At 56.2% G+C, this 26145-nt stretch carries 39 protein-coding genes and 2 tRNA genes; 30 read left to right on the top strand and 11 right to left on the bottom strand.

The window, feature by feature from the left end:
* Entirely contained in the window at positions 1-843 is an 843-nt protein-coding gene (locus RQI55_RS03145) for a hypothetical protein (protein WP_311272212.1), read from the bottom strand.
* A 177-nt stretch (positions 844-1020) separates the two neighbouring features.
* On the opposite strand from RQI55_RS03145, the gene RQI55_RS03140 reads away from it, so the two are divergent.
* The 23 genes from RQI55_RS03140 to RQI55_RS03030 all read left to right on the top strand — a co-directional run bounded on the left by RQI55_RS03140 (position 1021) and on the right by RQI55_RS03030 (position 11469).
* Positions 1021-1419, top strand: a complete 399-nt coding sequence (locus RQI55_RS03140; protein ID WP_311272213.1) for a hypothetical protein — start codon at positions 1021-1023, stop codon at positions 1417-1419.
* Between the two features lie 40 nt (positions 1420-1459).
* Positions 1460-1828, top strand: a complete 369-nt coding sequence (locus RQI55_RS03135) for a hypothetical protein (protein WP_311272214.1) — start codon at positions 1460-1462, stop codon at positions 1826-1828.
* Entirely contained in the window at positions 1825-2025 is a 201-nt protein-coding gene (locus RQI55_RS03130; protein WP_311272215.1) for a hypothetical protein, read from the top strand. The genes RQI55_RS03135 and RQI55_RS03130 overlap by 4 nt, the downstream gene beginning before the upstream one ends.
* A 42-nt stretch (positions 2026-2067) precedes the next feature.
* The gene (locus RQI55_RS03125; RefSeq protein WP_311272216.1) at positions 2068-2352 is read left to right on the top strand and encodes a hypothetical protein; all 285 of its coding nucleotides are present in this window, start codon (positions 2068-2070) and stop codon (positions 2350-2352) included.
* The gene (locus RQI55_RS03120) at positions 2349-2534 is read left to right on the top strand and encodes a hypothetical protein (protein ID WP_311272217.1); all 186 of its coding nucleotides are present in this window, start codon (positions 2349-2351) and stop codon (positions 2532-2534) included. The genes RQI55_RS03125 and RQI55_RS03120 overlap by 4 nt, the downstream gene beginning before the upstream one ends.
* A 14-nt stretch (positions 2535-2548) precedes the next feature.
* On the top strand, positions 2549-2839 hold the full coding sequence (locus tag RQI55_RS03115) for a hypothetical protein (protein WP_311272218.1): 291 nt from the start codon (positions 2549-2551) through the stop codon (positions 2837-2839).
* Positions 2836-3003, top strand: coding sequence for a hypothetical protein (locus RQI55_RS03110; RefSeq protein ID WP_311272219.1), 168 nt, complete (start codon positions 2836-2838; stop codon positions 3001-3003). Before RQI55_RS03115 ends, RQI55_RS03110 begins: the two co-directional genes overlap by 4 nt.
* A 44-nt stretch (positions 3004-3047) precedes the next feature.
* Complete coding sequence (locus RQI55_RS03105; protein ID WP_311272220.1) at positions 3048-3419, top strand: hypothetical protein; 372 nt, start codon at positions 3048-3050, stop codon at positions 3417-3419.
* Positions 3416-3661, top strand: a complete 246-nt coding sequence (locus tag RQI55_RS03100; RefSeq protein ID WP_311272221.1) for a hypothetical protein — start codon at positions 3416-3418, stop codon at positions 3659-3661. The genes RQI55_RS03105 and RQI55_RS03100 overlap by 4 nt, the downstream gene beginning before the upstream one ends.
* Positions 3649-4623 (top strand): hypothetical protein, encoded by a 975-nt coding sequence (locus RQI55_RS03095; protein ID WP_311272222.1) that lies wholly within the window; start codon positions 3649-3651, stop codon positions 4621-4623. Before RQI55_RS03100 ends, RQI55_RS03095 begins: the two co-directional genes overlap by 13 nt.
* Positions 4620-5468, top strand: a complete 849-nt coding sequence (locus RQI55_RS03090; protein ID WP_311272223.1) for a recombinase RecT — start codon at positions 4620-4622, stop codon at positions 5466-5468. Before RQI55_RS03095 ends, RQI55_RS03090 begins: the two co-directional genes overlap by 4 nt.
* The gene (locus tag RQI55_RS03085) at positions 5465-6310 is read left to right on the top strand and encodes a hypothetical protein (RefSeq protein WP_311272224.1); all 846 of its coding nucleotides are present in this window, start codon (positions 5465-5467) and stop codon (positions 6308-6310) included. The genes RQI55_RS03090 and RQI55_RS03085 overlap by 4 nt, the downstream gene beginning before the upstream one ends.
* Positions 6303-7004, top strand: coding sequence for a hypothetical protein (locus RQI55_RS03080; RefSeq protein WP_311272225.1), 702 nt, complete (start codon positions 6303-6305; stop codon positions 7002-7004). Before RQI55_RS03085 ends, RQI55_RS03080 begins: the two co-directional genes overlap by 8 nt.
* Entirely contained in the window at positions 7001-7216 is a 216-nt protein-coding gene (locus RQI55_RS03075; RefSeq protein ID WP_311272226.1) for a hypothetical protein, read from the top strand. The genes RQI55_RS03080 and RQI55_RS03075 overlap by 4 nt, the downstream gene beginning before the upstream one ends.
* Entirely contained in the window at positions 7216-7635 is a 420-nt protein-coding gene (locus tag RQI55_RS03070; RefSeq protein ID WP_311272227.1) for a DUF968 domain-containing protein, read from the top strand. The genes RQI55_RS03075 and RQI55_RS03070 overlap by 1 nt, the downstream gene beginning before the upstream one ends.
* Positions 7632-7808 carry a hypothetical protein gene (locus tag RQI55_RS03065; RefSeq protein WP_311272228.1) on the top strand — a complete coding sequence of 59 codons (177 nt, stop codon included), beginning with the start codon at positions 7632-7634 and terminating at the stop codon, positions 7806-7808. Before RQI55_RS03070 ends, RQI55_RS03065 begins: the two co-directional genes overlap by 4 nt.
* Positions 7808-8191 (top strand): hypothetical protein, encoded by a 384-nt coding sequence (locus RQI55_RS03060; protein WP_311272229.1) that lies wholly within the window; start codon positions 7808-7810, stop codon positions 8189-8191. The genes RQI55_RS03065 and RQI55_RS03060 overlap by 1 nt, the downstream gene beginning before the upstream one ends.
* Positions 8181-8900, top strand: a complete 720-nt coding sequence (locus RQI55_RS03055; protein ID WP_311272230.1) for a hypothetical protein — start codon at positions 8181-8183, stop codon at positions 8898-8900. Before RQI55_RS03060 ends, RQI55_RS03055 begins: the two co-directional genes overlap by 11 nt.
* Entirely contained in the window at positions 8897-9163 is a 267-nt protein-coding gene (locus tag RQI55_RS03050) for a hypothetical protein (RefSeq protein ID WP_311272231.1), read from the top strand. Before RQI55_RS03055 ends, RQI55_RS03050 begins: the two co-directional genes overlap by 4 nt.
* On the top strand, positions 9160-9990 hold the full coding sequence (locus RQI55_RS03045; protein WP_311272232.1) for a hypothetical protein: 831 nt from the start codon (positions 9160-9162) through the stop codon (positions 9988-9990). The genes RQI55_RS03050 and RQI55_RS03045 overlap by 4 nt, the downstream gene beginning before the upstream one ends.
* Positions 9987-10259, top strand: a complete 273-nt coding sequence (locus tag RQI55_RS03040) for a hypothetical protein (RefSeq protein WP_311272233.1) — start codon at positions 9987-9989, stop codon at positions 10257-10259. Before RQI55_RS03045 ends, RQI55_RS03040 begins: the two co-directional genes overlap by 4 nt.
* Positions 10256-10432 (top strand): hypothetical protein, encoded by a 177-nt coding sequence (locus tag RQI55_RS03035; protein ID WP_311272234.1) that lies wholly within the window; start codon positions 10256-10258, stop codon positions 10430-10432. The genes RQI55_RS03040 and RQI55_RS03035 overlap by 4 nt, the downstream gene beginning before the upstream one ends.
* A 293-nt stretch (positions 10433-10725) precedes the next feature.
* Entirely contained in the window at positions 10726-11469 is a 744-nt protein-coding gene (locus RQI55_RS03030) for a tyrosine-type recombinase/integrase (protein ID WP_311272235.1), read from the top strand.
* Positions 11470-11530: 61 nt separating this feature from the next.
* Here the strand turns inward: RQI55_RS03030 and RQI55_RS03025 are convergent.
* Together RQI55_RS03025 and RQI55_RS03020 are read right to left on the bottom strand one after the other, a co-directional pair.
* Positions 11531-11607: transfer RNA gene (locus tag RQI55_RS03025), tRNA-Arg, on the bottom strand.
* 14 nt (positions 11608-11621) lie between these two features.
* The gene (locus RQI55_RS03020; protein ID WP_243255693.1) at positions 11622-11927 is read right to left on the bottom strand and encodes an ETC complex I subunit; all 306 of its coding nucleotides are present in this window, start codon (positions 11925-11927) and stop codon (positions 11622-11624) included.
* A 242-nt stretch (positions 11928-12169) separates the two neighbouring features.
* Here RQI55_RS03020 and RQI55_RS03015 point away from each other — a divergent pair, with 242 nt between their 5' ends.
* The gene (locus RQI55_RS03015; RefSeq protein WP_192064000.1) at positions 12170-12316 is read left to right on the top strand and encodes a hypothetical protein; all 147 of its coding nucleotides are present in this window, start codon (positions 12170-12172) and stop codon (positions 12314-12316) included.
* A 103-nt stretch (positions 12317-12419) separates the two neighbouring features.
* Here the strand turns inward: RQI55_RS03015 and RQI55_RS03010 are convergent.
* Positions 12420-12496: transfer RNA gene (locus RQI55_RS03010), tRNA-Pro, on the bottom strand.
* A 346-nt stretch (positions 12497-12842) separates the two neighbouring features.
* Between RQI55_RS03010 and RQI55_RS03005 the strand changes: the two genes are divergently transcribed.
* From RQI55_RS03005 to RQI55_RS02980, 6 genes are all read left to right on the top strand, one after another.
* On the top strand, positions 12843-14792 hold the full coding sequence (locus RQI55_RS03005) for a methyl-accepting chemotaxis protein (protein WP_243255692.1): 1950 nt from the start codon (positions 12843-12845) through the stop codon (positions 14790-14792).
* 267 nt (positions 14793-15059) lie between these two features.
* The gene (locus tag RQI55_RS03000; protein WP_192064002.1) at positions 15060-16355 is read left to right on the top strand and encodes an efflux RND transporter periplasmic adaptor subunit; all 1296 of its coding nucleotides are present in this window, start codon (positions 15060-15062) and stop codon (positions 16353-16355) included.
* A 12-nt stretch (positions 16356-16367) separates the two neighbouring features.
* The gene (locus tag RQI55_RS02995) at positions 16368-17087 is read left to right on the top strand and encodes an ABC transporter ATP-binding protein (protein WP_243255691.1); all 720 of its coding nucleotides are present in this window, start codon (positions 16368-16370) and stop codon (positions 17085-17087) included.
* The gene (locus tag RQI55_RS02990) at positions 17077-18285 is read left to right on the top strand and encodes an ABC transporter permease (protein WP_243255689.1); all 1209 of its coding nucleotides are present in this window, start codon (positions 17077-17079) and stop codon (positions 18283-18285) included. Before RQI55_RS02995 ends, RQI55_RS02990 begins: the two co-directional genes overlap by 11 nt.
* 66 nt (positions 18286-18351) lie before the next feature.
* Positions 18352-18834, top strand: a complete 483-nt coding sequence (gene greA / locus RQI55_RS02985; RefSeq protein WP_243255687.1) for a transcription elongation factor GreA — start codon at positions 18352-18354, stop codon at positions 18832-18834.
* A gap of 75 nt (positions 18835-18909) precedes the next feature.
* Positions 18910-19827 carry an MYG1 family protein gene (locus RQI55_RS02980; protein WP_243255685.1) on the top strand — a complete coding sequence of 306 codons (918 nt, stop codon included), beginning with the start codon at positions 18910-18912 and terminating at the stop codon, positions 19825-19827.
* 160 nt (positions 19828-19987) lie between these two features.
* Here RQI55_RS02980 and sufA read toward each other — a convergent pair whose 3' ends face one another.
* The 7 genes from sufA to sufB all read right to left on the bottom strand — a co-directional run bounded on the left by sufA (position 19988) and on the right by sufB (position 26135).
* Positions 19988-20377 (bottom strand): Fe-S cluster assembly scaffold SufA, encoded by a 390-nt coding sequence (sufA, locus tag RQI55_RS02975; protein WP_243255684.1) that lies wholly within the window; start codon positions 20375-20377, stop codon positions 19988-19990.
* A gap of 90 nt (positions 20378-20467) precedes the next feature.
* A complete protein-coding gene (locus tag RQI55_RS02970; RefSeq protein WP_243255682.1) occupies positions 20468-20851 on the bottom strand; it encodes an SUF system Fe-S cluster assembly protein in 384 nt (127 codons plus the stop codon).
* Positions 20852-20862: 11 nt separating this feature from the next.
* Positions 20863-22113, bottom strand: coding sequence for a cysteine desulfurase (locus RQI55_RS02965; protein ID WP_311272236.1), 1251 nt, complete (start codon positions 22111-22113; stop codon positions 20863-20865).
* Positions 22106-23377 (bottom strand): Fe-S cluster assembly protein SufD, encoded by a 1272-nt coding sequence (sufD, locus tag RQI55_RS02960; RefSeq protein WP_192064010.1) that lies wholly within the window; start codon positions 23375-23377, stop codon positions 22106-22108. The genes RQI55_RS02965 and sufD overlap by 8 nt, the downstream gene beginning before the upstream one ends.
* Positions 23378-23398: 21 nt before the next feature.
* A complete protein-coding gene (gene sufC / locus RQI55_RS02955) occupies positions 23399-24154 on the bottom strand; it encodes a Fe-S cluster assembly ATPase SufC (protein ID WP_042615991.1) in 756 nt (251 codons plus the stop codon).
* Between the two features lie 113 nt (positions 24155-24267).
* On the bottom strand, positions 24268-24609 hold the full coding sequence (locus RQI55_RS02950; RefSeq protein WP_243255676.1) for a GIY-YIG nuclease family protein: 342 nt from the start codon (positions 24607-24609) through the stop codon (positions 24268-24270).
* Positions 24610-24665: 56 nt separating this feature from the next.
* Complete coding sequence (gene sufB / locus RQI55_RS02945; protein WP_243255674.1) at positions 24666-26135, bottom strand: Fe-S cluster assembly protein SufB; 1470 nt, start codon at positions 26133-26135, stop codon at positions 24666-24668.
* Positions 26136-26145: the final 10 nt, after the last annotated feature.

Genomic DNA, 26145 nt, shown 5'->3' with positions numbered 1-26145 from the left:
TCACGCGCGCCCAGCGTCATACTCAGTTAGATCATGGGCTCCGCCCAAACCCGCAAGGAACTTCGTCCCTTGACCCAAAGCACTGGCTTCGCCAGCGCCGTTCTCATCGGGTTCCTCACCGTCACACCCAAACAGCCACGTTCCTATGTGTGGCGCATCAAGATTTGCTTTTGAAGGGTCAATAATCGGAAACGACGGCGTACCCGCTTTCATGCTGGATGTGCGGCAAATGTCTTTCTCAGACTGATCGGCATAGTCCTCGGCTTCACCCCTGCCATCGAACCGTCCAAGCTCCATGGTTATCCCAGCAGCCGTGACAGACGCTCTCCATTTTTCTCTTTGACCATCAAAGCGAACGCGGGTCGAAACAGATAATGGCTTGGTGAATGTTTCCACTAAAACGCTGCGCGCCCGTTCCTTATATAGCGAACCGCCATTTTCATGCGTGGGCGCTCCGGCATTTGGTGCCGGTTGGTCCCAAGAAGATATGCCGGTTGGTCCCATAGAACGTGCAGCCATAATCATTTCCTTTGTGATGCAAAAATCGCGGTTCGTTGAAAGCTTGATGGTATCGGCTGGACGGCCTCGTTTTGCCCAGTCCAAGCGGCGGCTGCGCTGGATCAGGCCAAACCCTTCCAATGCGAGCAAAGCGTTCCTTGCCGCTCTCTCCTTGATCCCAGCGGCGTCGGCAATTTGCGGCTGAAGCTTTTGGCAAACATCATTCTTGGCAAAGGCGGCCAAGACACGAAGGACATCCTTTAAGGTTCGATCCTCAATCGTCTGGCGGCTTGCCCATTTCACTGCGGACGCACTCATCTCAATGCCTTCTTGCGGGTAATTCACACCCAGACATTATCCGCGATTATCCGTCTCGGCAATTTATTTTATCCGTTTGCGCATTTTCTCTATTGCTATTTATCCGTTTGCGCATATTATCCGTAGTCATCAGCCCACCGCATCGCCCCGCAAGGCAGAGCGAAACGGAAGGCGGAAACAGAACCCCGGATGAGGATGGGAACGATGGCAGACACCAAGAACATTGAGTTCAAAGTCAACATTTCGGACTTTGATGGCGCGGCTTGGAAGCGTCTTGAAGCAGCCCATAAAGAGGTCGCTAAAATCCAGACTGAAATCCTCGAAGCCTATCAGAAAAGCGACCGTGCAAAGGCTGCTTATGACTTGGCCGGGTTTGGTAGCTACGGCACAAAAAATAACCCCGTTCACCGTATCGAACACGGCCGCATCCTCACGAACATCACCGTCGATCTGGGCGATGATGAGCGGGCCAAGACGGTGAAGTACCTCAACCTCGGGGAAAAGACGCTTAACGCGCTGCTCAACGGCAAGCTTCTCAATGACGATCAGAAGAAGGCGCTGCTCAAGCAGATTGGCGTCGATCTGGACGAACTCGCCGCCTGACCCGCCCCCAACACGATCTCAACCAATGAGGATGAGGACAATGACGAAGCCAGCTTACACAATCGGACGCGACGAAATGCTTCTCATCACCGTTCGCTGGAATGACGGCGACACGGTTCTGCTTGAGACGCCTGTGCGGTTCTACAAGGCCGAGGAAATCCAGTCTCTGATTGACGAGACGGTTTCGGAGAAATGCGATGTCGTTGGCGTCGATCTGTACGACTTCGTTGCCAAGAAGGGCCAGTCCATTGCTGACGATTTCGACGTTCGCACATGGAAAGAGCGTTGCGCTGATGCGCGCCGGGAACAAGCGGAAGACGACGAGAAAGCTGTCTCGGTCGCATACAACGCTTTGCGCAACAAAGGCACATGGAACCACGCACAGCAGGGCATCGAGGTTCGGCCATGAGCACGAAGTCGGACAAGAACCGGATCATCGCGCTTCAGAAGTCTCTCAAGATCGCCCGTACCGCGATGCAGTCGGCAATCCAGTCCGGCATGGCATCGACCTTGGAGGAGGCTTTGGAGGAGATCGATAGGCTCGATGTGAACTCGAAGCCTACCGGCCTTCAGGGCATCTGCGGGCACGGCAAGAACATCTGCTAGCCGTCCACGATCACTCCGATGGCAACCAAGAGGGAATAGGGAATGAACATCCAGAAAATTGCAGACGACATACAAGCCCTCAAGCTTCATCCAGCTTCGAGCGAGGAATACGATGCGGGATACCAAGCCGCTCGCCATGATGCCTGGCTGGTTGCTCAAGAAGCGGCAGAAGTTTTCGATACAGCTACCACGAGACTGCGAGAACTTGCGCAGATCGCGCTCGATCATGGAGCGCTGCCCATCCCTGTTGAGAAAGAAATTAGAGATGCTCTCGCCGAGCTCTCAACCCCGCATTGCAACCCTAACCCAGAGGGAGAGAAAAGATGAACAGAGCGCTCGAAACATACCAAGAAATGAAGGCCAGAGAGTCCGGAAATCTGCCTGTTGTTCGAAGAAAAATGGCTGAGGGAATGTCTTCTACAGAGGCAATCAACCGGACCTGCACTGATGTCTATTCCTACAACGAAGCCATGAAGGAACACGGTTTAACACCCGTAGTTCCCGATTGAGAGGGGCTGGTTAATTGGCGAAACTCACCCATCAGCAAAAGCTCGAAGCCCTTTCCTATCGCTTCTATCAGTTTGGAGAATGGAAGCCAAAAGCGGGCGACTATTACACGACAAGCCGCGCTGACCTTGAGGTTTATCAGGTCGTTTCTATCAGCGATGGAGTTGTTCGAACTCGGTTCACCGAAGGCACCGACGCTGTATCAGAATGGCCAGAAGAAGGCTTCCTGACAGAAGGGTTTGGCCCAAAGCGTGTCTTCGTTCCACCGTGGGTTTTCCCTTCTAGCCAAGGCGAGGGAAGCCAATGAGCGACTTTGCCGATGAGATAATGGATCGGGCGATCGCCGAAGACGATGCGCGTCACTCGTGGCGTATGGCCTGTCGCGAGAGCGGCTGCAAGAAGCCCGAACACTTCCAGAACGAAGACGGCTTCTTCGAATGCAAAGAGTGCGGTCGCACTTACGATCTCTAACCACACCCACCACGCTTTACCCGCGCAATCAAGGGGCAGGACAAATGGCAGACAGCACCGAAAACAATCAAGGCCCGTTCCTGATATGCGATCTCCGCAAGGAATGGAATAGCAAACCATACGTCACGTTCTGGCGTCCAAACAATGCGAACTATGCCTATCCTTTGGTGTGGGCCGGTGACTACACGGAACAAGACGTTCTTGAGGGTGGGGCCTATTACACGACGATTGAGGATGGTGCGCTTATCCGGTTTCCGATCAGCCGTGCTCTTGTCGAGCCTATGGCCGCTGATCCAAAGCCCGGTGTCATCGACGGCGATACAGGCCCTGTGATCCGCAACACTCCAACGATGCGCGCCAAGCTTCGAGCACTCGCATACTCTCCAGCGCTCGCCGCTCAGGAGGCCAGATCGTGATGGACGCTTTCCCAACACCAGAAGCCGAAGCCGACGCCGTGTTCGACATTCGCCTCGGCAATATCCGTGATCTGAATCGCAGGTCTCAGGAAACCCGATCCGAGATCCGCCAAGGCGTCAACCGAATGATTACCGGCCTTCTCGTCGCTCTGATCTTCACCGGCGCTTGGGTCTTCTACGGCGCCCCGGCCTACGAACGTATCGGCCTCATCAGTCAGGAAAATCTCGCATGGAACAGGTAATTGGGAATCTCGCCAATAGCATCGTGGGCCGGTGGGCTTGGTGGCAGAATGCGCTCAAGGGCAACCTTGGCCCAATGCACGAAGGCCAGCCAGAGCAAGGCTTTTACCGAACCCGTTTCAAGGGCGGAAAGTGGGAGCCTGTCGCCATCTGGGTTGACGAGGATAGCGGCAATTGGGTGGCTTATCGCTCTGGTCGCGAAGTCGATCCTGCTGAGGTCTGGAATTTCTGCCGGACGCATCCGATCAGCCGCGCTGATTATGACGGCGCGATTGAAGGCAAGCCATTTCCAGATGAGGACGCCGTCGTTGCCGAGCAGGTAGCGACTGCCGGCCATAACTCTGGCGATGCAGACCAGACCGAGGAATTACGCGACCAGATCGCGAACGCGCTCAAGGGCATGGAAGCCTACAAAACGATCAGCGACGACGCGACGGCCGGAAAGGCTCTGTCTCTCCGCAACCGCCTCAATGAGCTTTCCAATCAGGCTGACAAAGTCCGCGTGAAGGAAAAGGCACCTCACCTTGAGGCCAGTAAGGCCGTGGATGAGAAGTGGCAGCCTCTGGTCAAGAAGGCCAAGGAAGGCGCCAACAAGGTTCGCGATGCCATCGGCACGTTCGAGACTGCAAAGCTTCAGGAGCAGCGCAAGAAAGAGCGTGATGCTGAAACGGCTCGCCTTGCCGCAGAGAAAGCCACCAACGCGCAAGCAGCCGACGTTGGGGTGATTGATGCGCCGAAGGCAGAAGTTGCTCCAGCGTCGATTAAGCCGACCTACGGCAAGGCAGCAAGCGTTCAGGTCAAGACCGTTCTGAAAGAGGTCACCGACTGGAAGGCTCTCGCTGTCTACATGTGCGACCACCCCACGATGCAGGACACGCTTCGCCAGTTGGCACAGCGCGCCATCGACGCCGGTCGCACGAATATCCCAGGTATCACCGTTGAAGAGAAGGCGAACGTCCGATGAATGCTGTTGCAAAGACCGAAGCTGCCCCGCGCACGTCCCTTATCGCGACGATGGCTGCCAAATACCAGATGGATGCTGATCAGTTTGCAAAGACCGTCCGCGCCACCGTAATGCCAGCGCAGCACACCAACGAGCAGTTTGCGGCTCTGATGCTGGTTGCCAACGAATACGATCTAAACCCGGTTGTGAAAGAAATCTATGCCTTCCCAGCCAAGGGCGGCGGTATCGTTCCAATCGTTGCGATCGATGGCTGGGTGAACCTCGTCAATTCTCATCCGGCCTGCGATGGCTTCGAATTTGAGTTCGAGCATGACGATCAGAAGAAACTCGTTTCATGCACTTGCCGCATGTATCGGAAGGATCGCGGTCGGCCAGTCACGGTGACCGAATACCTTTCCGAGTGCAAGCGAAGCACAGATCCATGGAAGATGGAGCATCGAATGCTTCGTCACAAGGCCATGATCCAAGCGGCGCGCTACGCTTTCGGCTTCTCCGGCATCTATGATGAGGACGAAGGCTCGAAGATTGCCGAGATGCGAGATGTAACGCCGCCGAAGCCGCCAACTCCACCAGAGCCACCGTCCGATGAAGTGACTGAGGAAGGCAGCGGAATCATAGACCTCAAGGCCGATAACGTTGATCAGCCATCGGACGAAGATTTGAACGTTGATGATTTCGTTGAGATGATCAAAGGCGAACTTGGTACCGCGCAATCTGCCGAAGACCTTGAGGAAATTTGGACCGCCCGCGACCCCATGGCTGTGCTGGAAGGCGATGACGTTCGCCAAGGGCTGGCAGTCGCGCTCAAGAACAAGAACCTCAAGCGCTTGGGAGTTTCGCTATGAGCAGATCAGGTCAAGTTCCAATCCGTATGCGGGTTGAGGGAATGCGCCTCGTTCCCGCCTCTGCTTTCGATCAGGAGGCTTTGTCGAGCTACCAGAATGGCGCGGTTATTCAGGTATCGTTCTGGCAAGGTCGCAATCCCGATCTCCTGCGCAAGTTCTGGGCGATCCTCTCAAAGGTCGTAGAAACCTGCAACACACCGTGGGAAGACAAGGAAGAAGCTGCCGACGCCCTGAAGCTGGCACTGGGCATCACCGACGTTGGTAGCACCGTCAACGGTCAGATGTTCGTTCGCCCTGGCAGCATCGCTTTCAACGCTTTGGACGAAGCCCGTTTCCGCAAGTTCTTTGAAGACTCCATGATGATCCTATGCCGCATTACCGGCGTGGACGTGGAAGAGCTTGGCCGCGAAGCTGCCGATACCGGCCCGGATCACGATCTCCAGACCGGCGAGATACTCGACAACACCGATACCGACGAAACCGCCCCTGCTTCGTCGGTTGACGCTGGCACCCAGCCAGCAGAGGGCGAGGTGGAAACCCCTCCAGCCGCCTCGCCCTCCAATCAAACAGAGCGTGAAATCCTGATAAGCTATGCGCGGGATATGCTGCCCATGGCGGCGAACACAAAGGTTTCACCGGCCACTTTGAAGGAAATCGAAAAGGGATGGGCCGAGGATAAGCTGATCGGTCTCTCGGATGCCAGCAAGGAAAAGGCCCGTTCCATCAGCCAGTCCATCCGAGCAATTGCGAACAACAAGGTGAGCCTGGAATCGGCTGCCGAGTTCCACGCTGAAGGTTTGGGATGCTCCCCGGCAGATATCGGAGGTTCCGCAAATGGCTGATCGCCCTATCCTATTCAGCGCACCGATGATCCGGGCGTTGCTGGCTGGCACGAAGACACAGACACGGCGCATACTCAACCCGCAGCCGCATTTGATTGGCACCACAGGTTCCTACATCGGCAAGGATGGGAAATGCCACAAGCTCCGCATTGACGTCGGCGACCGGCTCTATGTCCGCGAGCATTGGCGTGTTTCGAATAAGTATGACGATCATTCCCCCGCGAAGTCGCACAAAGGGAAGCCTGTGCTTCGCCCTCGGGCGATGACTGTTTTCTTTGATGCGGGCGGCTCGATAGCAAATCAAGCAAGCGGAAAATGGGAGCCCGGTGACTGGAATGCCGGGCCACAAGGGGAACCGCCTAAGTGGGTAGGCAAGAACCGCCAAGCCATGCACATGCCCCGTTGGGCTTCGCGCCTGACGCTTACCGTCACCGATGTGCGGGTAGAGCGTCTACAGGACATCAGCGGGTCTGACGCTATTGCCGAGGGCGCTGATATCACCGGCGAGCAGACGATGACGGGGCCAATGGTCAAGGTCGCGCCCGGCACCTACCTCTCACCGGTCGCATGGTATCACCGGCTTTGGGACAGCATCAACGGCGCTGGAGCATGGGAAGCAAACCCATGGGTGGTTGCCTACAGTTTTACCGTCCATCACGGCAATATCGACCAGATCGCGCAGGTGGCAGCATGACCACCACAGAGATCACCGTACGCGCTCACAAGCGGAAGAAGCCAGCCAAGCAGCCAGATCCGTTCGAGCCGATCATCAACGCCCGTCTGGCAGAGCGCCAGCAGCGTGTTGCCGCCGGACAGGTCAACGAGTTCCGCAACAAGATCGGTTTCCTGTCGTGGTTAAAGCGCAAGCGGGATGAGATGACCCGAGCGCTGGGAGGGAATGTGTAATGGCCTACGAAATCAGGAAAATTGATTGCCAGCCGATCCCGAAGGCTAGACCAGCCAAGCGAGGCCCATATCTGGCCTGGCTACACACGCTGCCCTGCGTGGTCACTGGACGCAACAACGTGCAAGCGGCCCACCTGTCCTATGCGAACGCATGGCACGGCCACTACGGGCGCGGGCGCGGTACCAAAGCACCAGATCGGTTTGCCCTGCCCCTTTGCGTGGAAGAGCATGCCCGCCAGCACACCATGAGCGAACGGGATTTTTGGGACTCAGTCGGCATCAACCCGCATGAACTCGCCAACACCCTTTTTGGGCTGTGGAGCGATTACGATGAACACGAGGCCACCACCACGGCAACCGCTCGGATTATCAGCGGGCTTGCCGTTGCTGACCGCTTACCTTCGAGGGGTTTGGCATGACCGCAGATACCAAGCTTCTGGACACGATCTGGATCATGCGCACGGCGACGGGCTGGTATCCGATCCAGCCCAGCGAGAAGTGCAAGCCGGAAGATCACGGCACGCTGAACGATCATATCACTTCGATCGAGGATAGCGCGGGCAAAGTCCTGTGGAAGAGGAGCGTCCAGTGATGACCGCAGATACGATCACAGCAATCAAGAAGGCACTGGAAGAACTGCGCGAGAAGATCGGACATGCTTACGACAGCGGATATAACCGCCTAGGTCAGTTGTCCGATTGGTGTGCCGACCTAGATGCCATGCGTCCCACCCTCGAAAGCTTGCAGCGCGAGAACGAGGAACTGCGCCAAGACCTCAAGGACGCAACGGAAATCATTGAAGCGCAGAACCAGGATCACGCTTCAAACAATATACGGTTTGCAGAAAACGCACATCGCGCTGAGGCAGCAGAGGCCGAGGTGAAGCGGCTGCGAGAGGATAACGAGCGCCTTGCCAAAGAGGCCGGATATATCGGAGCCACCCTTTCCAGCACTGGAGACACCCATGGTAACTGACACACTGGAGAAGCTTCGGCAACATGTTCAATGGCATCCAGACGCCGGATATGCCCCCCTGATCAAAGAGGCTATCCGCGCCCTTGAGTCCGCCCTATCGACGGACGCGGAGCCGGTGGCGTGGATTTACGAAGATGAGCTTCCTGCCGGTTATCCTTACGATCTGATGTTCAAACACTCGAAAGTCGATGGCGTTCGAATGTTCCCAATATTTGGCCCACCACAGCCCGCGCCATCCGTAGCCGCTTTGCCTGACGTTGGGAAGTGGACCGACGATGACAGGTCAAGAGCTTGGCTTGGAGCATTCGACACAATGCACCAGCGCGCCATGAAGGCTGAAGCCGAACTTTCCGCACGGGTGCAGGATGTGGGGCTTTCCCGCCTTGGTTCTTCATACGCCTTTTCGGAGAGCCCCGGCGTAAAATCAATTGCCGCCGAGCGCCGCCGCCAAATCGAAAAGGAAGGATGGACGCCAACACATGACGACAAATATACGAACGGTGAACTTTTAGAAGCTGCGGCTTGCTACGCTCTTCACAATGGCATGGACGTAGATGACGCTCCGGGCGCGTGGCCGTGGCCCAAAGATTGGTGGAAGCCAACAAACCGACAGCGCGACCTTGAAAAAGCAGGGGCGCTAATAGCCGCCGAACTCGACCGGGTTATCCGTGCCGCAGCACCCGCCGCCAAGCTGGAGGAAAAGCCATGAGCGAAATACAGGGAAAGTGCGCTGTCGTTTTGCAGGCGTTGAACGATTGGGCCGTCACTTATGCCCCGGATATGTGCGGGGATGATACCGTAGCGCAGGCAAAATCTCGCGTTCTGGAGCATGGAACCTTATCATACATCGCTAATGCATCTGAGAAGATGCGCGAAGTCATATCGGCTCTATCCGAACTAGAGAAAGAGGTGGGGTTGAGAAAAGATCGGTATGAAAAAGTTTTCGACGGATGGAAGGAGGATTGGAAATGAGAGTTTCCCCATCCACTATCCAGTCTTATGAAACTACAGAGCGGATATTCTCATCATGGTGCGAGAGCACAGTACGCGTGGCATTCCCAGCATCAGAAGAAACTGCATGCGCCTTCATAGACAGCATGTCCTCAAAAGGCCTTCGGATGTCTACGATCACTCGCCACATGTCAGCAATCGCTTGGCTCCACCGGCGGGACGGCCACCCATGCCCGACCGAGAGCAAAGTCGTACTTGCTAAGCTGGCATCGGCTAGATTGCTGGAAGATCGGATTATTGCTCGGAAGGCTCCCCTGTCTCCAAACTCTATTGCTGAGATACTGCGTGTGATGGGTACCAGAACGCTAGCCGCCAAACGCGATGCTGCAATAATCTTGCTTGCCTTCACCAAGGCTCTGAAGCGTTCAAACGTCTCGGCAATCCAATGCCAGGATATCTCTATCAATGGCGATAAGGTTTTCTTGCTTGGCGAACAAATCCCGAACGGAACACACTTGAGGCCAGCAGACAAGCTTCGGGAATGGGTTTCAGCTTCAGGCCTAACCTCGGGCCCGGTCTTCCGCAGGATAACCAGAGGCGACCATCTGAGCGATAAGCCAATATCTGATCAGGCAGTGTCTCTGATCGTAAAGAAAAGAGCGAAAGACGCTGGTTTCGACGTTTCGGATATTTCCTCAAGCTCTCTACGTGCCGGACGCATCAAGTCCGCGCTTTCGTCTGGGGCGTCTGCCAAGCGAATTGTAAAGCTTGCGAGATTGTCTGACAGATCAATTGTCGGGCTGGGTTCATATGCCCGCAAAGCTGCGATGGAAAGGAGTGAGGGATGAACGATCCAATTTTGCGCTCACTACAGCAACCAAGCAATATGGTCATGCTGACATCTCGTTGGCCGAACGGTTACTGGCAGATCAAGAACCTAACGGTCGGATCAAAAGAGCTGTACCCGCAGCTTGTCTATGCGGACAAGCACATGGATAGCCTTCAGGCGCTTGCCAACTCCATGACATCTGAAGGCGCGGAAGCCAGCGAGGTTAAAATCCTTCGCGCCACTTTCGAGGAAATTGAGTTTCTCTGCGCTGGAGGTAGCCGAGGATGACAGCCAAAGCGCTTATCAAGCAAGCCGAGTGGCGGCGCATGGCTGCCGTCGTAAAAGAGACGGGACTTTCCGCATGGGTAGAAGTGGATGGGAAAAAGTTTGGAGTTTCCCCCGATATCCCCGCTATCCACAAGCCAGAGCCGGTTGCGAAGTATGATGGGTTTGACCTCTGATGAAGGACATGCCCCGCAAACCGTTCCTGTCGCACGAAACAACCCGTCACGGGACACTCGTTTGGTATTTCAAGCGGAAGGGTAAGCGCGTCAGGCTGCCGGATACTTACGGCACTCCAGAGTTCAACGCGGCCTATGAGGCGGCATTAACCGGGTCATCTGCCATCACGGCAGGAAAAGCGCGTCCGAAGACCGGATCGTTCAAATGGCTGGTTGATCAATATAAGCAGAGTGCAGTTTTTGCATCTCTTGCCCCGTCTACGCGGAGAGCAAGAGACAACATTTTGAAGCAGATGCTGGCAGAGCCGAAAAACGCTGATGGTCCTTTCTGCGATCTTGATAGACGCAAGATAAAGGCTGGGCTTGACAAGCGCGCTAAAACGCCGAACGCGGCGAACAGTTTTCTGAAAACCATGAGCCACCTGTTCAAGTGGGCAGTCGAGGCCGGTCATGTCGAGGTCAACCCGACGATAGGCGTTAGCAAGGTAAAGGTGAAATCTGACGGCTTCCACACATGGACCGTGGATCAGGTGGAGAAGTATCGCGCTTTTCACAAGGTCGGGACAAAGCCCAGGCTGGCGATTGATTTGCTTTTGTTCCTCGGGCTGCGCCGTTCCGATGTCGTGTCGGTCGGAAAGCAGCACATGAAAGATGGCGTGATCTCCATCAAGACGCAAAAGACCGGGCAATGGGTTTATCTGCCGGTGTTCAAACAGTTGCTGGAATCGATCAACGCGACAGAGACAGGTGATCTGGCTTTCCTGACGACATCAAAAGGGACGCCGTTCACGACTGGTGCTTCATTTGGGAATTGGTTTGCCAAGCAATGTGACGCGGCAGACTTGCCGACTGTCTGCAGAGCGCATGGGCTGCGCAAGGCGGGTGCCACCATAGCCGCCGACGAAGGCGCAACGGCTCATGAGTTGATGGCAATGTACGGATGGCAGAGGCTGGCTATGGCCGAAACGTACACGAAGGACGCGGATAAAAAGAAGCTTGCGAGGGGTGCGTCGGAACGGTTGGCGAACAGAATGTAGGTCGCACCTATATCCCCGACTGGTCGCACCCTCAATAAAATCAAATAGTTATATGGGAGTTTGGCGACCCCTGCAGGAATCGAACCTGCGACAACCTGCTTAGAAGGCAGGTGCTCTATCCAGCTGAGCTAAGGGGCCTTTATCTCTATAGTTCAGTGCGTCCAGGGCTGGGTGCGGCTGTACTTGAAATTGTCGGTGTAGGAAACGACCTTGCGGGTTGCTTCCTGGGGTTGGATCACGCGGTACTCGATGCCCTTGCGCTGAGCGTAGGCTTCGGCCTGTTCCTGCGTTTCGAAAGACAGCTTGACCTGCTGCTGCATATCAGACGTGGTCGTGTATCCCATGATCGGATCAATTCTGCGCGGAACCTCAGCGTCAAATTCCAACACCCACAGGTTCGTCTTTGCCTTGCCAGATTGCATGGCCGTCTTGGCTGGGCGATAAATTTTTGCAGACATTCCAAACTGCTCCGGTCTTGCGATCAAGCGGCCTACCGCTCTTTCTGGCCACAACGCATCATATCTCGATAACGATACGCGTGTAAAACTCAATTGAACCGACTCATCCGTGAAGTCAAGCCGCTCGCTACACCCTTGTTGCGGAAACCATAAAAACCACAAGTCTTGAAATTTTTCAGCCCAGTCTTGCGCCCTGCCCGAGAAGCATATTCTATCGGCAAGCACTGAAAAGGATATGATAGATGAACGAAAACGTTATTAAATTTCGCAAGCCGGAGCCACCAAAGCAGCCGCGCAAGCCAAATCCTCAAATGCGCAAACTGGCGGTCGTTGCTGCTGTCATCGCATTCTTCGTTGCCGCATGGGGCTACTTCCAATATCTGGCGTAAAGCCAGATATTAATGCGCAAGCGCCGATCTTCATCGACATTCATTTTAAACTGAAACTTTATGGGATTTTTGCAAGCCATTGAAATGATGGCTTTTAAGAAAGTGGTCGGAGTGGAGAGATTCGAACTCCCGACCCTCTGGTCCCAAACCAGATGCGCTACCAGACTGCGCTACACTCCGTCTTTCGATGCTGGGGAGATACACGGTTCACCCATCGCCTGCAACAGGAAAATCAAAAATTTTTCATTTTTTTGCATCGCAATATATTTCAGCAGAAATAAAATTAGTCGGACAAGTATCAGATGCCTGTCCAAAGCTGGATATCTGTTCAGGGCAATAACTAGTACCTCACATTTTAGAGCTTTTTAACGGTTGAGCCAATAAGTCTGCGTAATCGATGCGGTTCAGAGCCGACAGCATGATGCATTCGTCGAAGCCATCGCGGCATTCCATTCAATTACACTGTATTTTACTGGGCGGTTAACTGATCCCGGCTGTTGTCAGGCGTCGGTTACGGGGGGACTCAATGCTTGAGAATTTCGGAATCAAAACAAAAATCCTTTCTTTGCTCGTCCTTCTGGGCGTCTTTTCATTATCCGGCATTGCGTACATGTCCGTTCGCTTCAGTCAGGCCAACACAATCTATCACGGCTTCATCACCAATGAGAGCCAGGCTGCAGTTTTGGGCGCGCGCGCGTCTGCAGGCGTATGGACCGCGGTGGCATTATCATCGCGCCTGATTGAGCAGGACCCCACATCCGACGTCTACAAGGAAGTTAAAGCGAAATACGACAAGGACATGCAGGTTGCCACTGAGCGCTTCCAGTCCATTGGAGTTGCCGTGCCGAGCCGCAAGGAAACGATGCAGAAGATTCTGACAGTCCTGAGTGCGGTGAAAGCCAACACCGATAAGGTAATCGCCCTTGCTGCCGCTGGAAACCGTGCCGAAATTCCCGCCATTCTCAAAGAGAACGACACCCTTCTGAAGCAGCTTTCTGCCGAAACTGGCGGCAACAACACGGCCATGATGGAAATTCTGACATCTGGCGGTGATCGGATGTCTGCATCCGTCGAATCGACCATCAAATGGAGCATTATCGGCCTCAGCCTTGGCGTGCTGGTCGCATTTGCACTTGCTGTTTACGTAACGAATGCCGGAATCACGACCCCGATGGCGCGCCTGCGTGAACGCATGACGAGCCTTGCCAATGGCGAAACCGCCGTCGATGTTGTTGGCACCTCCCGCAAGGATGAGATCGGCGAGATGGCAAAAACCGTCGCTGTATTCCGCGACAATGCCATTGAGCGCGCCAAGCTTTCTCAACAGGCCGATGCCGCACAGTTCGCAACCGAAGCAGAGCGTGCGGAAAGAGACAGCCAGAAGGCCCGCGAATCGCAGGACCTGCAGCTCGCTGTTACCGAACTGGAAACAGCCCTGGGTCGTCTGGCCGATGGTGATCTAGCATTCCGCATCGAAAATGAATTCGTTCCGCATCTGGATGGACTGCGCCGCAACTTCAACAACTCCATCGCAAAGCTGAATGCCGCGATGAATACCGTTGGCGGCAACGCGCATGCCATCAGCGCTGGTGCAAACGAGCTTCTCGGCTCGGCAGACAATCTTTCCCGCCGCACGGAGCAGCAGGCTGCATCAGTCGAGGAGACCGCAGCCGCGCTGGAAGAAATCACTACGACGGTGAAGGACGCGGCAAAGCGCGCCGATGAGGCCAGCAAACTGGTTGTCCGCACCCGCGACGGCGCCGAAAACTCCAGCAAGATCGTTCGCAATGCCATCCAGGCGATGAACCAGATCGAAACGTCCTCGAAAGAGATCGCAAACATCATTGGCGTCATCGATGATATCGCGTTTCAGACCAACCTTCTCGCACTCAACGCGGGCGTCGAGGCCGCACGTGCCGGTGACGCGGGCAAGGGCTTTGCCGTCGTTGCTCAGGAAGTCCGTGAACTGGCGTCCCGCTCTGCAAATGCCGCCAAGGAAATCAAGGCGCTGATCAACACATCGGGTGAACAGGTGCGCACCGGCGTCAACTTGGTTGGTGAAACCGGCAAGTCTCTGGAAACGATTGCTGCGGAAGTACAGGAAATCAACAAGCACGTCCACGCGATTGCCGAAGCCTCCCGTGAACAGTCGCTGGGTCTCCAGGAAATCAACACGGCCGTGAACACGATGGACCAGGGTACGCAGCAGAATGCGGCCATGGTGGAAGAATCGACAGCCGCCAGCCATGCACTTGCGCAGGAAGCCAAAAGCCTGACGGAAATGCTCGGCCAATTCCGCCTTGGTGAATCCGGCGTTGCCCAGCGGCCCACCGTAACTGCCACAAAGCCACGTGTGGCGAGCAAAGCCTCGACGCCTGCGCCCTCGCCTGCCCGCAGCCTCGGCCGCAAGCTGGCCAGCGCATTTGGCGGCGGCGCGGCTGCCGTCAAGCATGAGCCGGAGTGGTCTGAATTCTGATAACCGACAAGAAGCCGGGCGATACCATCGCCCGGCTTTCCACTTCGCGAAATGCGCGAATGGGATAAAGTGCCGGAATTGTGTTCCGCGTCACGCTGCAAACCCGGGGTTGCGCAGCTTCATTACCAAGATTTCACTTCCTCCTGCCTTAAAGCTGTGCGACTTCCCATCCATGGAAATCGTATCGCCGACATCATATGCGACATTGTTCTCAGGCATCGCCCTTGGAAATCGCTGGAACTCGGCCAAGTCTTGCAGGTACCCCACATGACCACGCCCGATGACGCTGGCAAAAGCAAAAACGCCGCAGCACCCCAGCCTGACCTGAGGGACATTCTCAGCACGTCACGGACCGGCAAGAAAAAGTCACGCCGCGCACTTTATATAACGGTTGCGCTGTTGGTGCTGGCGGGTGCCGGGGGTTATTATTATGTCGCTGGCGGCGCCAGTGTCGCCTATACCTACACAACGCTGGACGCCAAGAAAGGTGATCTGGCAGTTATCGTGACCTCCACAGGATCCGTTCAACCCACCGATCAGGTGGACATATCCAGCGAGCTTTCCGGCACCATCCGCAAGGTCAACGTGACCTATAACAGCGAGGTAAAGTCAGGCGCCATTCTGGCCGAGCTGGATACGAACAAGCTGGAAGCCGATGTGCAAAGCGCGCGCGCCAAGCTCTCCTCCGCCAAGGCCAGCGTCCTGAAGGCGAAGGCTGATCTGGGTTCTGCGAAATCCTCAATGGACCGGCTGCGATCGCTAGTGCAGAGCCGTGTTTCCAGCCAGCAGGACCTTGAGGTGGCGCAGTTCACCTATGACGCCGCCGCCGCCACGCTTGAGGTCAACAGCGCATCGGTTCTGTCGGCTGAAGCGGATCTGCGGCTTGCGGAACTCAATCTCGGCAAGGCGAAAATCGTGTCGCCCATCAACGGCGTGGTGCTGACGCGCGACGTGGACCCCGGTGCCACAGTGGCATCTTCGCTGAACGCACCGGTTCTGTTCACCATTGCCGGCGACCTGCGACAGATGGAGCTTCAGGTGGCTATCGATGAGGCAGATGTCGGCAAGGTGCAGACGGGGCAGACCGCAACATTCAATGTGGACGCCTATCCCGAGCGAAGCTTCCCGGCAAAGATACAAACTGTGCGCTTTGCTTCCGAAACGGTTTCGAACGTTGTTACTTACAAAGGCATATTGACGGTTGATAATGCCGAGCTACTTTTGCGCCCCGGCATGACGGCCACCGCCAATATTGTGGTGGAGCAGGTCAAGGATGCAATCCTCATTCCCAATGCCGCTCTTCGATATACACCACCGCGGGAATCGGCCTCGCGTGGTGGCGGCATGATGGGGCTTTTCCGCCCTCCCCGCATGGGGCGCCAGCGCGGCGGCAGTGGGGCTGAAGATACGACGAAACGCAGCGTATGGGTGTTGCGCAACAACGCGCCGGTTTCTGTGCCTGTTGAGACTGGCGCGACCGATGGCCAGTTTACGGCCATCAAATCCGGCGACATCAAACCAGATGATCAGGTCATCACCGACGCAACCCAACGCAGCAGTTGAGGTGAGATGACCATGACGGAAAGTCCCCTCATCGAATTTCGAAATGTCGTCAAACAATATGGTGTTGGCGAGGCGACGATCCGGGCTCTCGATGGCGTCAACCTGTCGATTCGCGAACGCGAATTCGTCGCCATCATGGGGCCATCAGGCTCCGGCAAATCGACATCGATGAACATCATCGGCTGTCTCGATACACCAAGTGCCGGGGAATATCTGTTTCAGGGCGTACCGACGAGTGGGTTTGAAAGCGAGCAGTTGACGCTGCTGCGGCGACACATGCTGGGCTTCGTCTTTCAGGGCTTCAACCTCTTGCCGCGCACATCCGCCGTCGAGAATGTGGAACTACCCCTGATCTATCGCGGCATGAAGGCAGCCGAGCGCCGCCCACGCGCCATGGAGGCGCTGGCGCAGGTCGGCCTCGCTGGTCGTGAACATCACACCACGCAGGAGCTTTCCGGTGGCCAGCAACAGCGCGTTGCCATTGCGCGCGCGATCGTGACCCGGCCTGCCCTTCTTCTGGCCGATGAACCGACGGGCAATCTCGACACGAAAACCAGCACCGAAATCATGGAGCTGATCACCTCCCTCAACCGCGACAAGGGCATCACCGTCGTCATGGTCACGCACGAAGAAGACATAGCGGCCTATGCCAATCGGTTGCTGCGCTTCGTGGATGGAACGCTGGCGTCCGACAGCGCCACCGAACGGCAGGAGGCTCTTAATGTTTCTTGAAACCGCACGCCTTGCCATGCGCGCCATCAGCCGCAATATCTTGCGCTCGTTTCTCACCGTGCTTGGCGTTGTCATCGGCGTGGCTGCGGTCATTGCAATGGTCACGATTGGCAATGGCACGACAGCGCAGGTGAAATCCGAGCTGTCACGCCTTGGCACCAACATGCTGTTCGTGCGCCCCGGCCAGTTCGGCCCCGGCCGCGCCAGCACCGAGGCCAAGCGCTTCAACGATCATGACATCACCGCCATGCGGGACCAACTCAGCGGCATCAGAGCTGTCGCGCCTGTCAACCGCAGCTCGGCTGCGACGGTCATTTACGGTGGCAAAAACCACGCCACCAGCGTTATCGGCACCACGAATGATTATCTGGTGACGCAAGACTGGACGCTGGCACTGGGCCGGGACTTTCTGCCCGCGGAAGATCGTGGTGGCCAGATTGGCTGTATCATGGGTGAAACCGTGCGTCAGGAACTGTTCGGCTCCGCCAACCCAGTGGGCCAGACGATCAGGGTCAGCAACATCTCCTGCCCCGTCATTGGCGTGCTTGCCCGCAAGGGGCAGTCGGGTCTGGGCGACGATCAAGACGACACGATCATCATGCCGCTGAAAATCCACCAACGGCGCATCGGTGGTACCACCACCATTTCCAGCGTCATGGTATCCGCGCAGGACGGCGTCTCAACGGCCAAGGTGCAATCGGATATCGAAAACCTGCTGCGCGAGCGCCGCCGGATAGCGATTGGCCGGGATGACGACTTCACGGTGAACGACATGGCGCAGATCGCCTCCGCAATGACCGGCACGACGACGCTGTTGACGGGTCTTCTCGGTGCGGTCGCCGCTGTCAGCCTGCTTGTTGGCGGCATCGGCATCATGAACATCATGCTGGTTTCCGTCACGGAGCGAACGCGCGAAATCGGCATTCGCCTCGCCATCGGCGCACTGGAAAAGCAGGTTCTGACCCAGTTTCTGGTGGAAGCGGTCATGCTGTCTGCCTTCGGCGGCGTCGCCGGTATTCTCACAGGCCTTGGTCTTGCCTACACCGTCGTCAGCTTTCTCGGCGTTCCCTTCGTCACCAGCCCTGCCATTATCGCGCTTGCCTTTGGCTTTTCGGCAGCCATCGGGGTCGTCTTCGGTTATTTCCCGGCACGGCGCGCAGCAAGCCTTAGCCCCATAGAGGCGCTGCGGCACGAATAACGCTGCCGGTTGTCATTCTCCGGCCAATCTCCATATAGAGGAGAGTTGATCGAAGGAGTTTTGCAAGTGAGCGTCGCGTTTGTCAAAGAAGAGAGTGCTGAAACAGCAGCTGAAACACAGCTGCCGGATCGTCCCGTTTCAACGCATCCCAACCTGGTAACCGAAGAGGGTTTGAAAGCGTTGCACCGGCAGGTGGAAGAGGCGCGCAAAGCTTTTGACGACGCAAACGCCATTGAAGATATCAATGAGCGCCGCCGCCTGGCTGGCCCGCACATACGCGATCTGCGCTATTTCTCCGAGCGCCTTCACACCGCCCAACCCATGCCCACGCCTGAAAACAACGACGTCGTTGCCTTTGGTAGCACGGTCACCTTTGAGCGCGATGACGGGCGGGTGCAGACTTACCGCATCGTTGGCGAAGATGAAGCGGACCCCAGGGTCGGTTCGATCTCACACGTATCGCCCGTTGCCCGGGCGTTGCTGGGCAAAGCGGTTGGAGACCCTGTGTATGTTGGCGATCAGGAGCTGGAAATCACCGCAATCTCCTAATGGAGTATTGCGGGGCTGGCGGACAAACGGTATCTGATCGGAAAATTAATCTCTTTTCAATCGATAGGCCGACCCATGCTCGTGGATTTTCTCGTCACCCATTCGGGTGGCTTTCATGCTGATGAATTGCTTTCAAGCGTCGTCCTCACACGGCTTTTTCCGCAGGCGAAAATCGTCCGCAGCCGCGCGCCTGAATGGATTACGCCAGCCGAAGACCGTATCATCTACGACGTCGGCGGTGCCTATGATGCGCAGACGCGCATTTTCGACCACCACCAGCGTGGCGCGCCGCTTCGCGAAGATGGCCAACCCTACAGCTCATTCGGCCTGATCTGGAAACATTACGGACATCTATACCTTGCCGCGTCCGGCGTACCGGAGGCGCATATCAAGGCTATCCACGCATCATTCGATACGGGCTTCGTTCTGCCTATCGATCTCATGGACAATGGTGCGCTGAGCCCTGCCACGGCTGGACAGTTGGCAGGTCTGACACTGCCGGTGCTGCTCGAAACACTGAAACCGACGTTCGACAACACCGACCCCGAAGCCGACGATCTGGCCTTTCATGCAGCGCTTTCGATTGCTCGCAGCTTTGTTGAAGCAAGCATTGGCAAGAAGGCCGCAAAACTTCGTGCTGAAACGCTGGTGCTGGACGCCATTGCAAAGACCGGTGAAAACCGCGTTCTGGAACTTCCCATCGGCATGCCGTTCCGCCCTGCGGTGGTAAAAGCGGGCGCCGATCACCTTCTCTTCGTCGTCCATCCCCGTGACAAGGACTGGTGCGTGACCGGTATCCGTCGTGCCGATGAGGGTTTTGAACTGCGCGCCGATCTTCCTGCCGCTTGGGCCGGACTGACAAATGGCGATCTGGAGACAGCATCCGGCGTTGAGGGTGCCACCTTCTGTCACAATGGCCGTTTCATTGCGGCAGCAAAAACACGGGAAGCCGCACTGACCATGGCAGAGATTGCTGTGCGGGAAGCTGTTTAAAAACGGCTGGAGGCCATTTATAGCCGCTCGGGGCTCACTTTCCGTCATCCTCGGGCCTGTCCCGAGGATCTACCCACGTTGCGGCGGACGAGACGTAGTAGATGCTCGGGACAAGCCCGAGCATGCGAAGGAAAGGGTGGGCCTTCCCAACAATACGCGCCTAAGCGCCGACTGATTCCTGGCGCTGCTTGGCAAGTGCTGCCAGATCGGCAGGCTTCAACTCAACCGATTCACCACAGCCGCAGGCCGATGTCTGATTGGGGTTGGTGAAGGTAAAGCCAGAACGCATCTTGGTCGATTCGAAATCCATCTGAGTGCCGAGCAGATAAAGCACGGCGGATGGCTCAATCCAGACTTTTGCATCCTGAAATTCGATGAAATCATCCTTGGCGGATGGCTCTGTTACGAGGTCTATGGTGTATTCCATGCCCGCGCAGCCACCCTTTTTGATGCCCACACGAAGGCCCTTGGCGTCAGGACCGGAATTTTCGACAATTGCCTTGACCCGCAAAGCCGCAGCCTCGGTCATCGTCATTACTGCAAAGCCCATGGGCCCATTCTCCTTCAACAATCGGGTTCAAGGCCCGATGCTTTCATGGAATTGAATCTAGTCTCATAAGCTGTCGGTATCAAGTGCCGGTCAGTACCAGCCGACTGCGACCTGCGCTTCTTCAGACATGCGGTCCGGCGTCCATGGCGGATCGAAGGTCATTTCAACCGTCACACCTGATACGCCTTCAACCGCACCCACGGCGTTTTCCACCCAGCCCGGCATTTCACCCGCAACAGGGCAACCCGGCGCGGTCAGCGTCATCATGATCTTGACCATGCGGTCGTCTTCGACGTCGATCTTGTAGATAAGACCCAGTTCGAAAATATCCGCTGGAATTTCCGGGTCATAAACGGTTTTCAGAGCCGCAATCACATCATCGCTGATGCGCGCCAACTCATCCGGCGCGATGGAAGACACCTTTGCGGGTGCTTCTGTCACGGCGGGGGTCTGCTCTGTTGTTTCAGTTGTCATGGTCCTGATCCTCAGGCGAAAAAATTGCGGGCGTATTCGAGAGCTTCGGCCAAGGCGTCCACTTCCGCGCGCGTATTGTAAAGGCCGAACGATGCACGGCATGTGGAGGTCACGCCGAAGCGTTTCAAGAGCGGCATGGCGCAATGGGTGCCGGCACGAACCGCCACACCGCGACGGTCGATGACCATCGAGACGTCATGGGCGTGAATGCCTTCAAGCTCGAACGAGAAAATCCCGCCCTTGCCGGGCGCATTGCCGATGATGCGCAAAGAGTTGATCGCACGCAACCGCTCGGCAGCATAAGCCGCTAGATCCGCTTCATGCGCCGCAATCGCAGCACGGCCCACACCTTCCATGTAATCCAGCGCATAGCCAAGACCGATGGCCTGCACGATGGGCGGTGTACCGGCCTCGAAACGATGTGGTGGCTCATTGTAGGTGATCACGTCTTCACCCACGTCGAGGATCATCTCCCCACCGCCCTGAAACGGGATCATCTGCTTCAAACGGTCAGCCTTGCCATAGAGCACGCCGATGCCGGACGGGCCATAAAGCTTGTGGCCGGTCATAACGTACCAGTCGCAATCGATATCACGCACATCGACCGGCATGTGGACGGCACCCTGGCTACCATCGACCAGCACCGGAATGCCGCGCTCATGGGCGATACGGCATATTTCCTTGACGGGAACCACAGTTCCCAAAGCGTTCGACATATGGGTAATGGCGACGAGCTTGGTCTTTTCGGTCAGGCTCTTTTCAAAGTCTTCGATGTGGAATGCGCCATCATCATCAACCGGGACCCAGACGAGCTTTGCACCCTGCCGTTCCCGGATGAAATGCCACGGAACGATGTTGGAATGGTGCTCCATGATCGACAGGACGATCTCGTCGCCCTCCCCGATCTTGGGCATGCCATAACCATAGGCAACCGTGTTGATGGCCTCGGTCGAGGACTTCGTAAATACGATCTCGTCCACCGATCCGGCATTCAGGAAGCGGCGAACCTTTTCGCGTGATGCTTCATAAGCATCGGTCGCCGCATTGGAGAGAAAATGCAGGCCGCGATGGACGTTCGCATATTCATTGGCGTAAGCGTGCGAGATGGCATCGATCACCACCTGCGGCTTTTGTGCGGACGCGCCGTTGTCCAGATAGACCAGCGGCTTGCCATAGACCTCGCGCGAAAGGATCGGAAAATCCTTCCGCACGGCTTCGACGTCATAAGGGGCGGCCACTGCGGCGCGTTCGCGATCAGGCATGTTGTTCCAGCCAGTTGGCGATGATCTCTTCCAGCGCCGCTACGAGGTTTTCGTCTTCAAGCTCTTCGACGATCTCATCAACGAAAGCGTTGACCAGCATGGCCCGTGCTCTCGCCCGTGGAACGCCACGCGCCATCAGATAATAGAGATGAGTGTCGCTGATATCGGCAACGGTCGCACCATGGCCGCACTGAACGTCGTCTGCAAAGATTTCAAGTTCCGGCTTGGCCGAAAACTCGCCATCGTCAGACATCAGCAGCGTGTTGCAGGCCATCTTGGCATCGGTTTTCTGGGCATCCGGGGCAACCCGGATCATGCCCTGGAAAATGCCCTTGGCACGATCAAACACCACATTGCGGAAAACCTCAGTCGAGCTGGTGTTCGGTACATTGTGGCCCAGAACCATGGTCACATCGGTATGGGTTTCGCCACCCAGCAGGTTGACGCCGCGAATGGAAAGCTCAGAGCCCTCACCCTCAACATCGACACGCAGTTCCTGGCGAACCAGCTTACCACCGGCATTGATGACAAACAGCGCAAGCTTGGCATCTGCACCCATCACAATGCGCAACTGGCCAAGATGCGTATCGGCAGCGCCTTGGCGCTGCAACAGCACGTATGTGGCCTCAGCGCCGTCCTGAACCTCGATCTCGCTGACCGAAGACACGAATGCGGCATCCGATGTCACCGACAGGTGATGCTCGATGACGGTTGCCTTGGAGCCCTTGCCAAAACGGACCGGAAAACGGCTATGGACCTGCCCGGCGCCATGAGTGACGTGAAGCTCCAACGGATTGACCAAGATGGCATCGTCTGGAACGACGACCGAAAGGCCATCGCGCACGAAGCTGCCATTGATGCGGCCAATCGCGTCATCCTTGCTGGCGGCAACGAGTGCAGCAGCAGCCGTGCCATCCGTCAGGCTTTCCGCGTAGTTTTCGACCTTGAAACCTTCGATCTCTGAATCGGCGGCCTTGCCCTGCAACACATAGGCAATGTGCGAGCCTTCAACGAGTGCTGCAGCCTTTTCGATCAAAGGCGCCGGAGCGTCTTCGGGAATGCCGCGCAGCAGTGTTTTCAGGTCCGTATAGTGCCAGGCCTCAACCCGACGCGTCGGCAAGCCGCCGGTCTTCAAATCGTCAAACAGCACATCGCGTGCGGCCACGACGTTTCCATCACCGGGAAGCGCGCTGAACTTGGCGGTAAAGGCTTCGATCAGCGCGGTTTCCGCTGGCGTCTGCCGGTTTGTTGTTTGCATATTCATGACATCGCTCTCCTCAGCCAATCAGGCTGCTTCACCGATGATGTCGGCATAACCGTTGGATTCCAGATCAAGAGCAAGGCTCTTGTCGCCGGACCGGATGATCTTGCCCTTGTAGAGAACATGGACGCTATCTGGCACGATGTAATCGAGCAGGCGCTGATAGTGAGTGATGACGATGGTCGCGCGGTCCGGAGACTTTAGCGCGTTGACGCCATCGGCCACGATCTTCAGCGCGTCGATATCGAGACCAGAGTCTGTTTCATCAAGCACGCAAAGCTTCGGCTCAAGCAGCGCCATCTGCAGGATTTCAGCGCGCTTCTTTTCACCACCGGAGAAACCGACGTTCAGCGGACGCTTCAGCATGTCCATGTCGATCTTCAGATCGCCAGCAGCTTCCTTCACCTTCTTGATGAAGTCAGGTGTTGTCAGCTCAGCTTCGCCACGCGCCTTGCGCTGCTCGTTCATGGCAACCTTGAGGAACTGCATGGTGGCAACGCCGGGAATTTCCACAGGGTACTGGAAGGCAAGGAAGATGCCCTTGGCCGCACGCTCGGCAGCGTCCAGTTCCAGAATGCTTTCGCCGTTATAGAGAATGTCACCGGAAGTGACTTCGTAATCTTCACGGCCCGAGAGAATGTAGGACAGCGTGGACTTGCCAGAGCCATTCGGCCCCATGATAGCCGCCACTTCACCAGCCGCAACCTTCAGGTTCAAGCCCTTGATAATCTGCGTATCGGTATCAGCGATCTTTGCGTGCAGGTCGATGATTTCAAGCATGTTTGTTTCCTATCCGTACAGCGGTTTCAAAGGCCGCCTGTTTGGCCACGTTGCAGGCCTGTCTCAATTCTCACATCCGTCATCCTCGGGCTTGTCCCGAGGATCTAATCACGTCAATTATAGTCACCCGACGCCAGCGTATTTGTATGCGGCATATAGGCATTTTCGATCTCGCCAATGCGCTCGAAAAGGTCGAGCCAAGTTGGGTTTAACTCTTCAACCAGCCTGATTTTCCAATCACGCATGTAGCGCTTCAACGATTTCTCCCGCTGGATCGCCAGCACGATATTCGGGTGGGTTTCGAACCAGACGAGGTTTTTGGCCCTGTATTTTTCAGTGTAACCTTTTTGTACTGCATTGCGATGTTCCCAAACACGTGCCTGCAAATCGCTCGTGACACCTGTGTAGATAACACCCCGTGGTTTATCGGACATCATGTAGACGAAACCGCTCATCCTACATCCCACGGCAGCAGATCCTCGGGACAAGCCCGAGGATGACGAAAGGTCGTTTAGCCGACAGATCCCTCAAGCGAAATGCCGATCAGCTTCTGCGCTTCGACCGCAAATTCCATCGGCAGCTGCTGGATCACGTCCTTCACGAAGCCGTTGACGATCAGCGCGATGGCTGACTCCTCGGGAATGCCGCGCTGCAGGCAATAGAACAGCTGGTCCTCGGAAATCTTCGAGGTAGTCGCTTCATGCTCGAACTGGCAGGACGAGTTCTTCGCTTCGATGTAAGGCACGGTGTGCGCGCCGCACTTGTCGCCGATCAGCAAGCTGTCGCACTGCGTGAAGTTGCGCGTGTTCGTTGCCTTGCGGTGGGCCGAAACCTGGCCGCGATAGACGTTTTCCGAGAAGCCGGCAGCGATGCCCTTGGCGATGATGCGGCTCGACGTGTTCTTGCCGAGGTGGATCATCTTGGTGCCACTATCGATCTGCTGGTGACCGTTGGACACGGCAATCGAGTAGAACTCGCCACGGCTGTCATCACCGCGCAGAATGCAGGATGGGTATTTCCAGGTGATGGCAGAGCCGGTTTCGACCTGCGTCCACGAGATCTTCGAACGGTGGCCACGGCAATCGCCGCGCTTGGTCACGAAGTTGTAGATGCCGCCCTTGCCGTCCTTATCGCCCGGATACCAATTCTGGACCGTCGAGTATTTGATTTCGGCATCATCCAGAGCCACAAGCTCGACCACGGCAGCATGAAGCTGGTTCTCGTCGCGCTGCGGTGCTGTGCAGCCTTCGAGATAGGACACATAAGCGCCCTCTTCCGCGATGATCAGCGTGCGCTCGAACTGGCCTGTGTTCTTTTCGTTGATACGGAAATAGGTGGACAGTTCCATCGGGCAACGAACGCCCTTCGGCACGAAAACAAACGAACCATCCGTGAAGACGGCGGAATTCAGCGTCGCGTAATAATTGTCCGTCGTCGGAACGACCGAGCCGATGTATTTTTTGATCAGGTCAGGATATTCGCGAATGGCCTCCGAGATCGACATGAAAATCACGCCGGCCTTCATCAGCTCTTTCTTGAAGGTGGTAACGACCGATACGCTGTCGAACACGGCATCCACGGCCACGCGGCGGTTTTCAACGCCGGCCAGAATTTCCTGTTCCATCAGCGGAATGCCGAGCTTCTCGTAAACCTTCAACAGCTCAGGATCGACATCCTCAAGCGATTTAGGTCCCGGCGTGCTCTTTGGCGCGGCGTAATAATAGAGATCGTTGAAATCGATCTTCGGGTAATTGACGCGAGCCCATGTGGGCTCTTCCATCGTCAGCCAACGCTGATAAGCCTCAAGACGCCATTGAAGCATCCATTCCGGTTCTTCCTTCTTGGCGGAAATGAAACGGATAACCTCTTCGGAAAGACCTTTCGGAGCCTTGTCCACTTCGATTTCGGTTTCAAAACCGTATTTATACTGGTCCACATCGATCTGGCGGACCTGATCGATCGTTTCCTGAACCGCAGCCATATTCGTTCTC

It is taken from the genome of Rhizobium sp. WCS2018Hpa-16 (assembly GCF_031843705.1).
Classification (GTDB): domain Bacteria; phylum Pseudomonadota; class Alphaproteobacteria; order Rhizobiales; family Rhizobiaceae; genus Agrobacterium; species Agrobacterium tumefaciens_C.
Note: the sequence above shows the minus strand (reverse complement) of the source record. Positions and strands in the feature narration are given on the sequence as shown.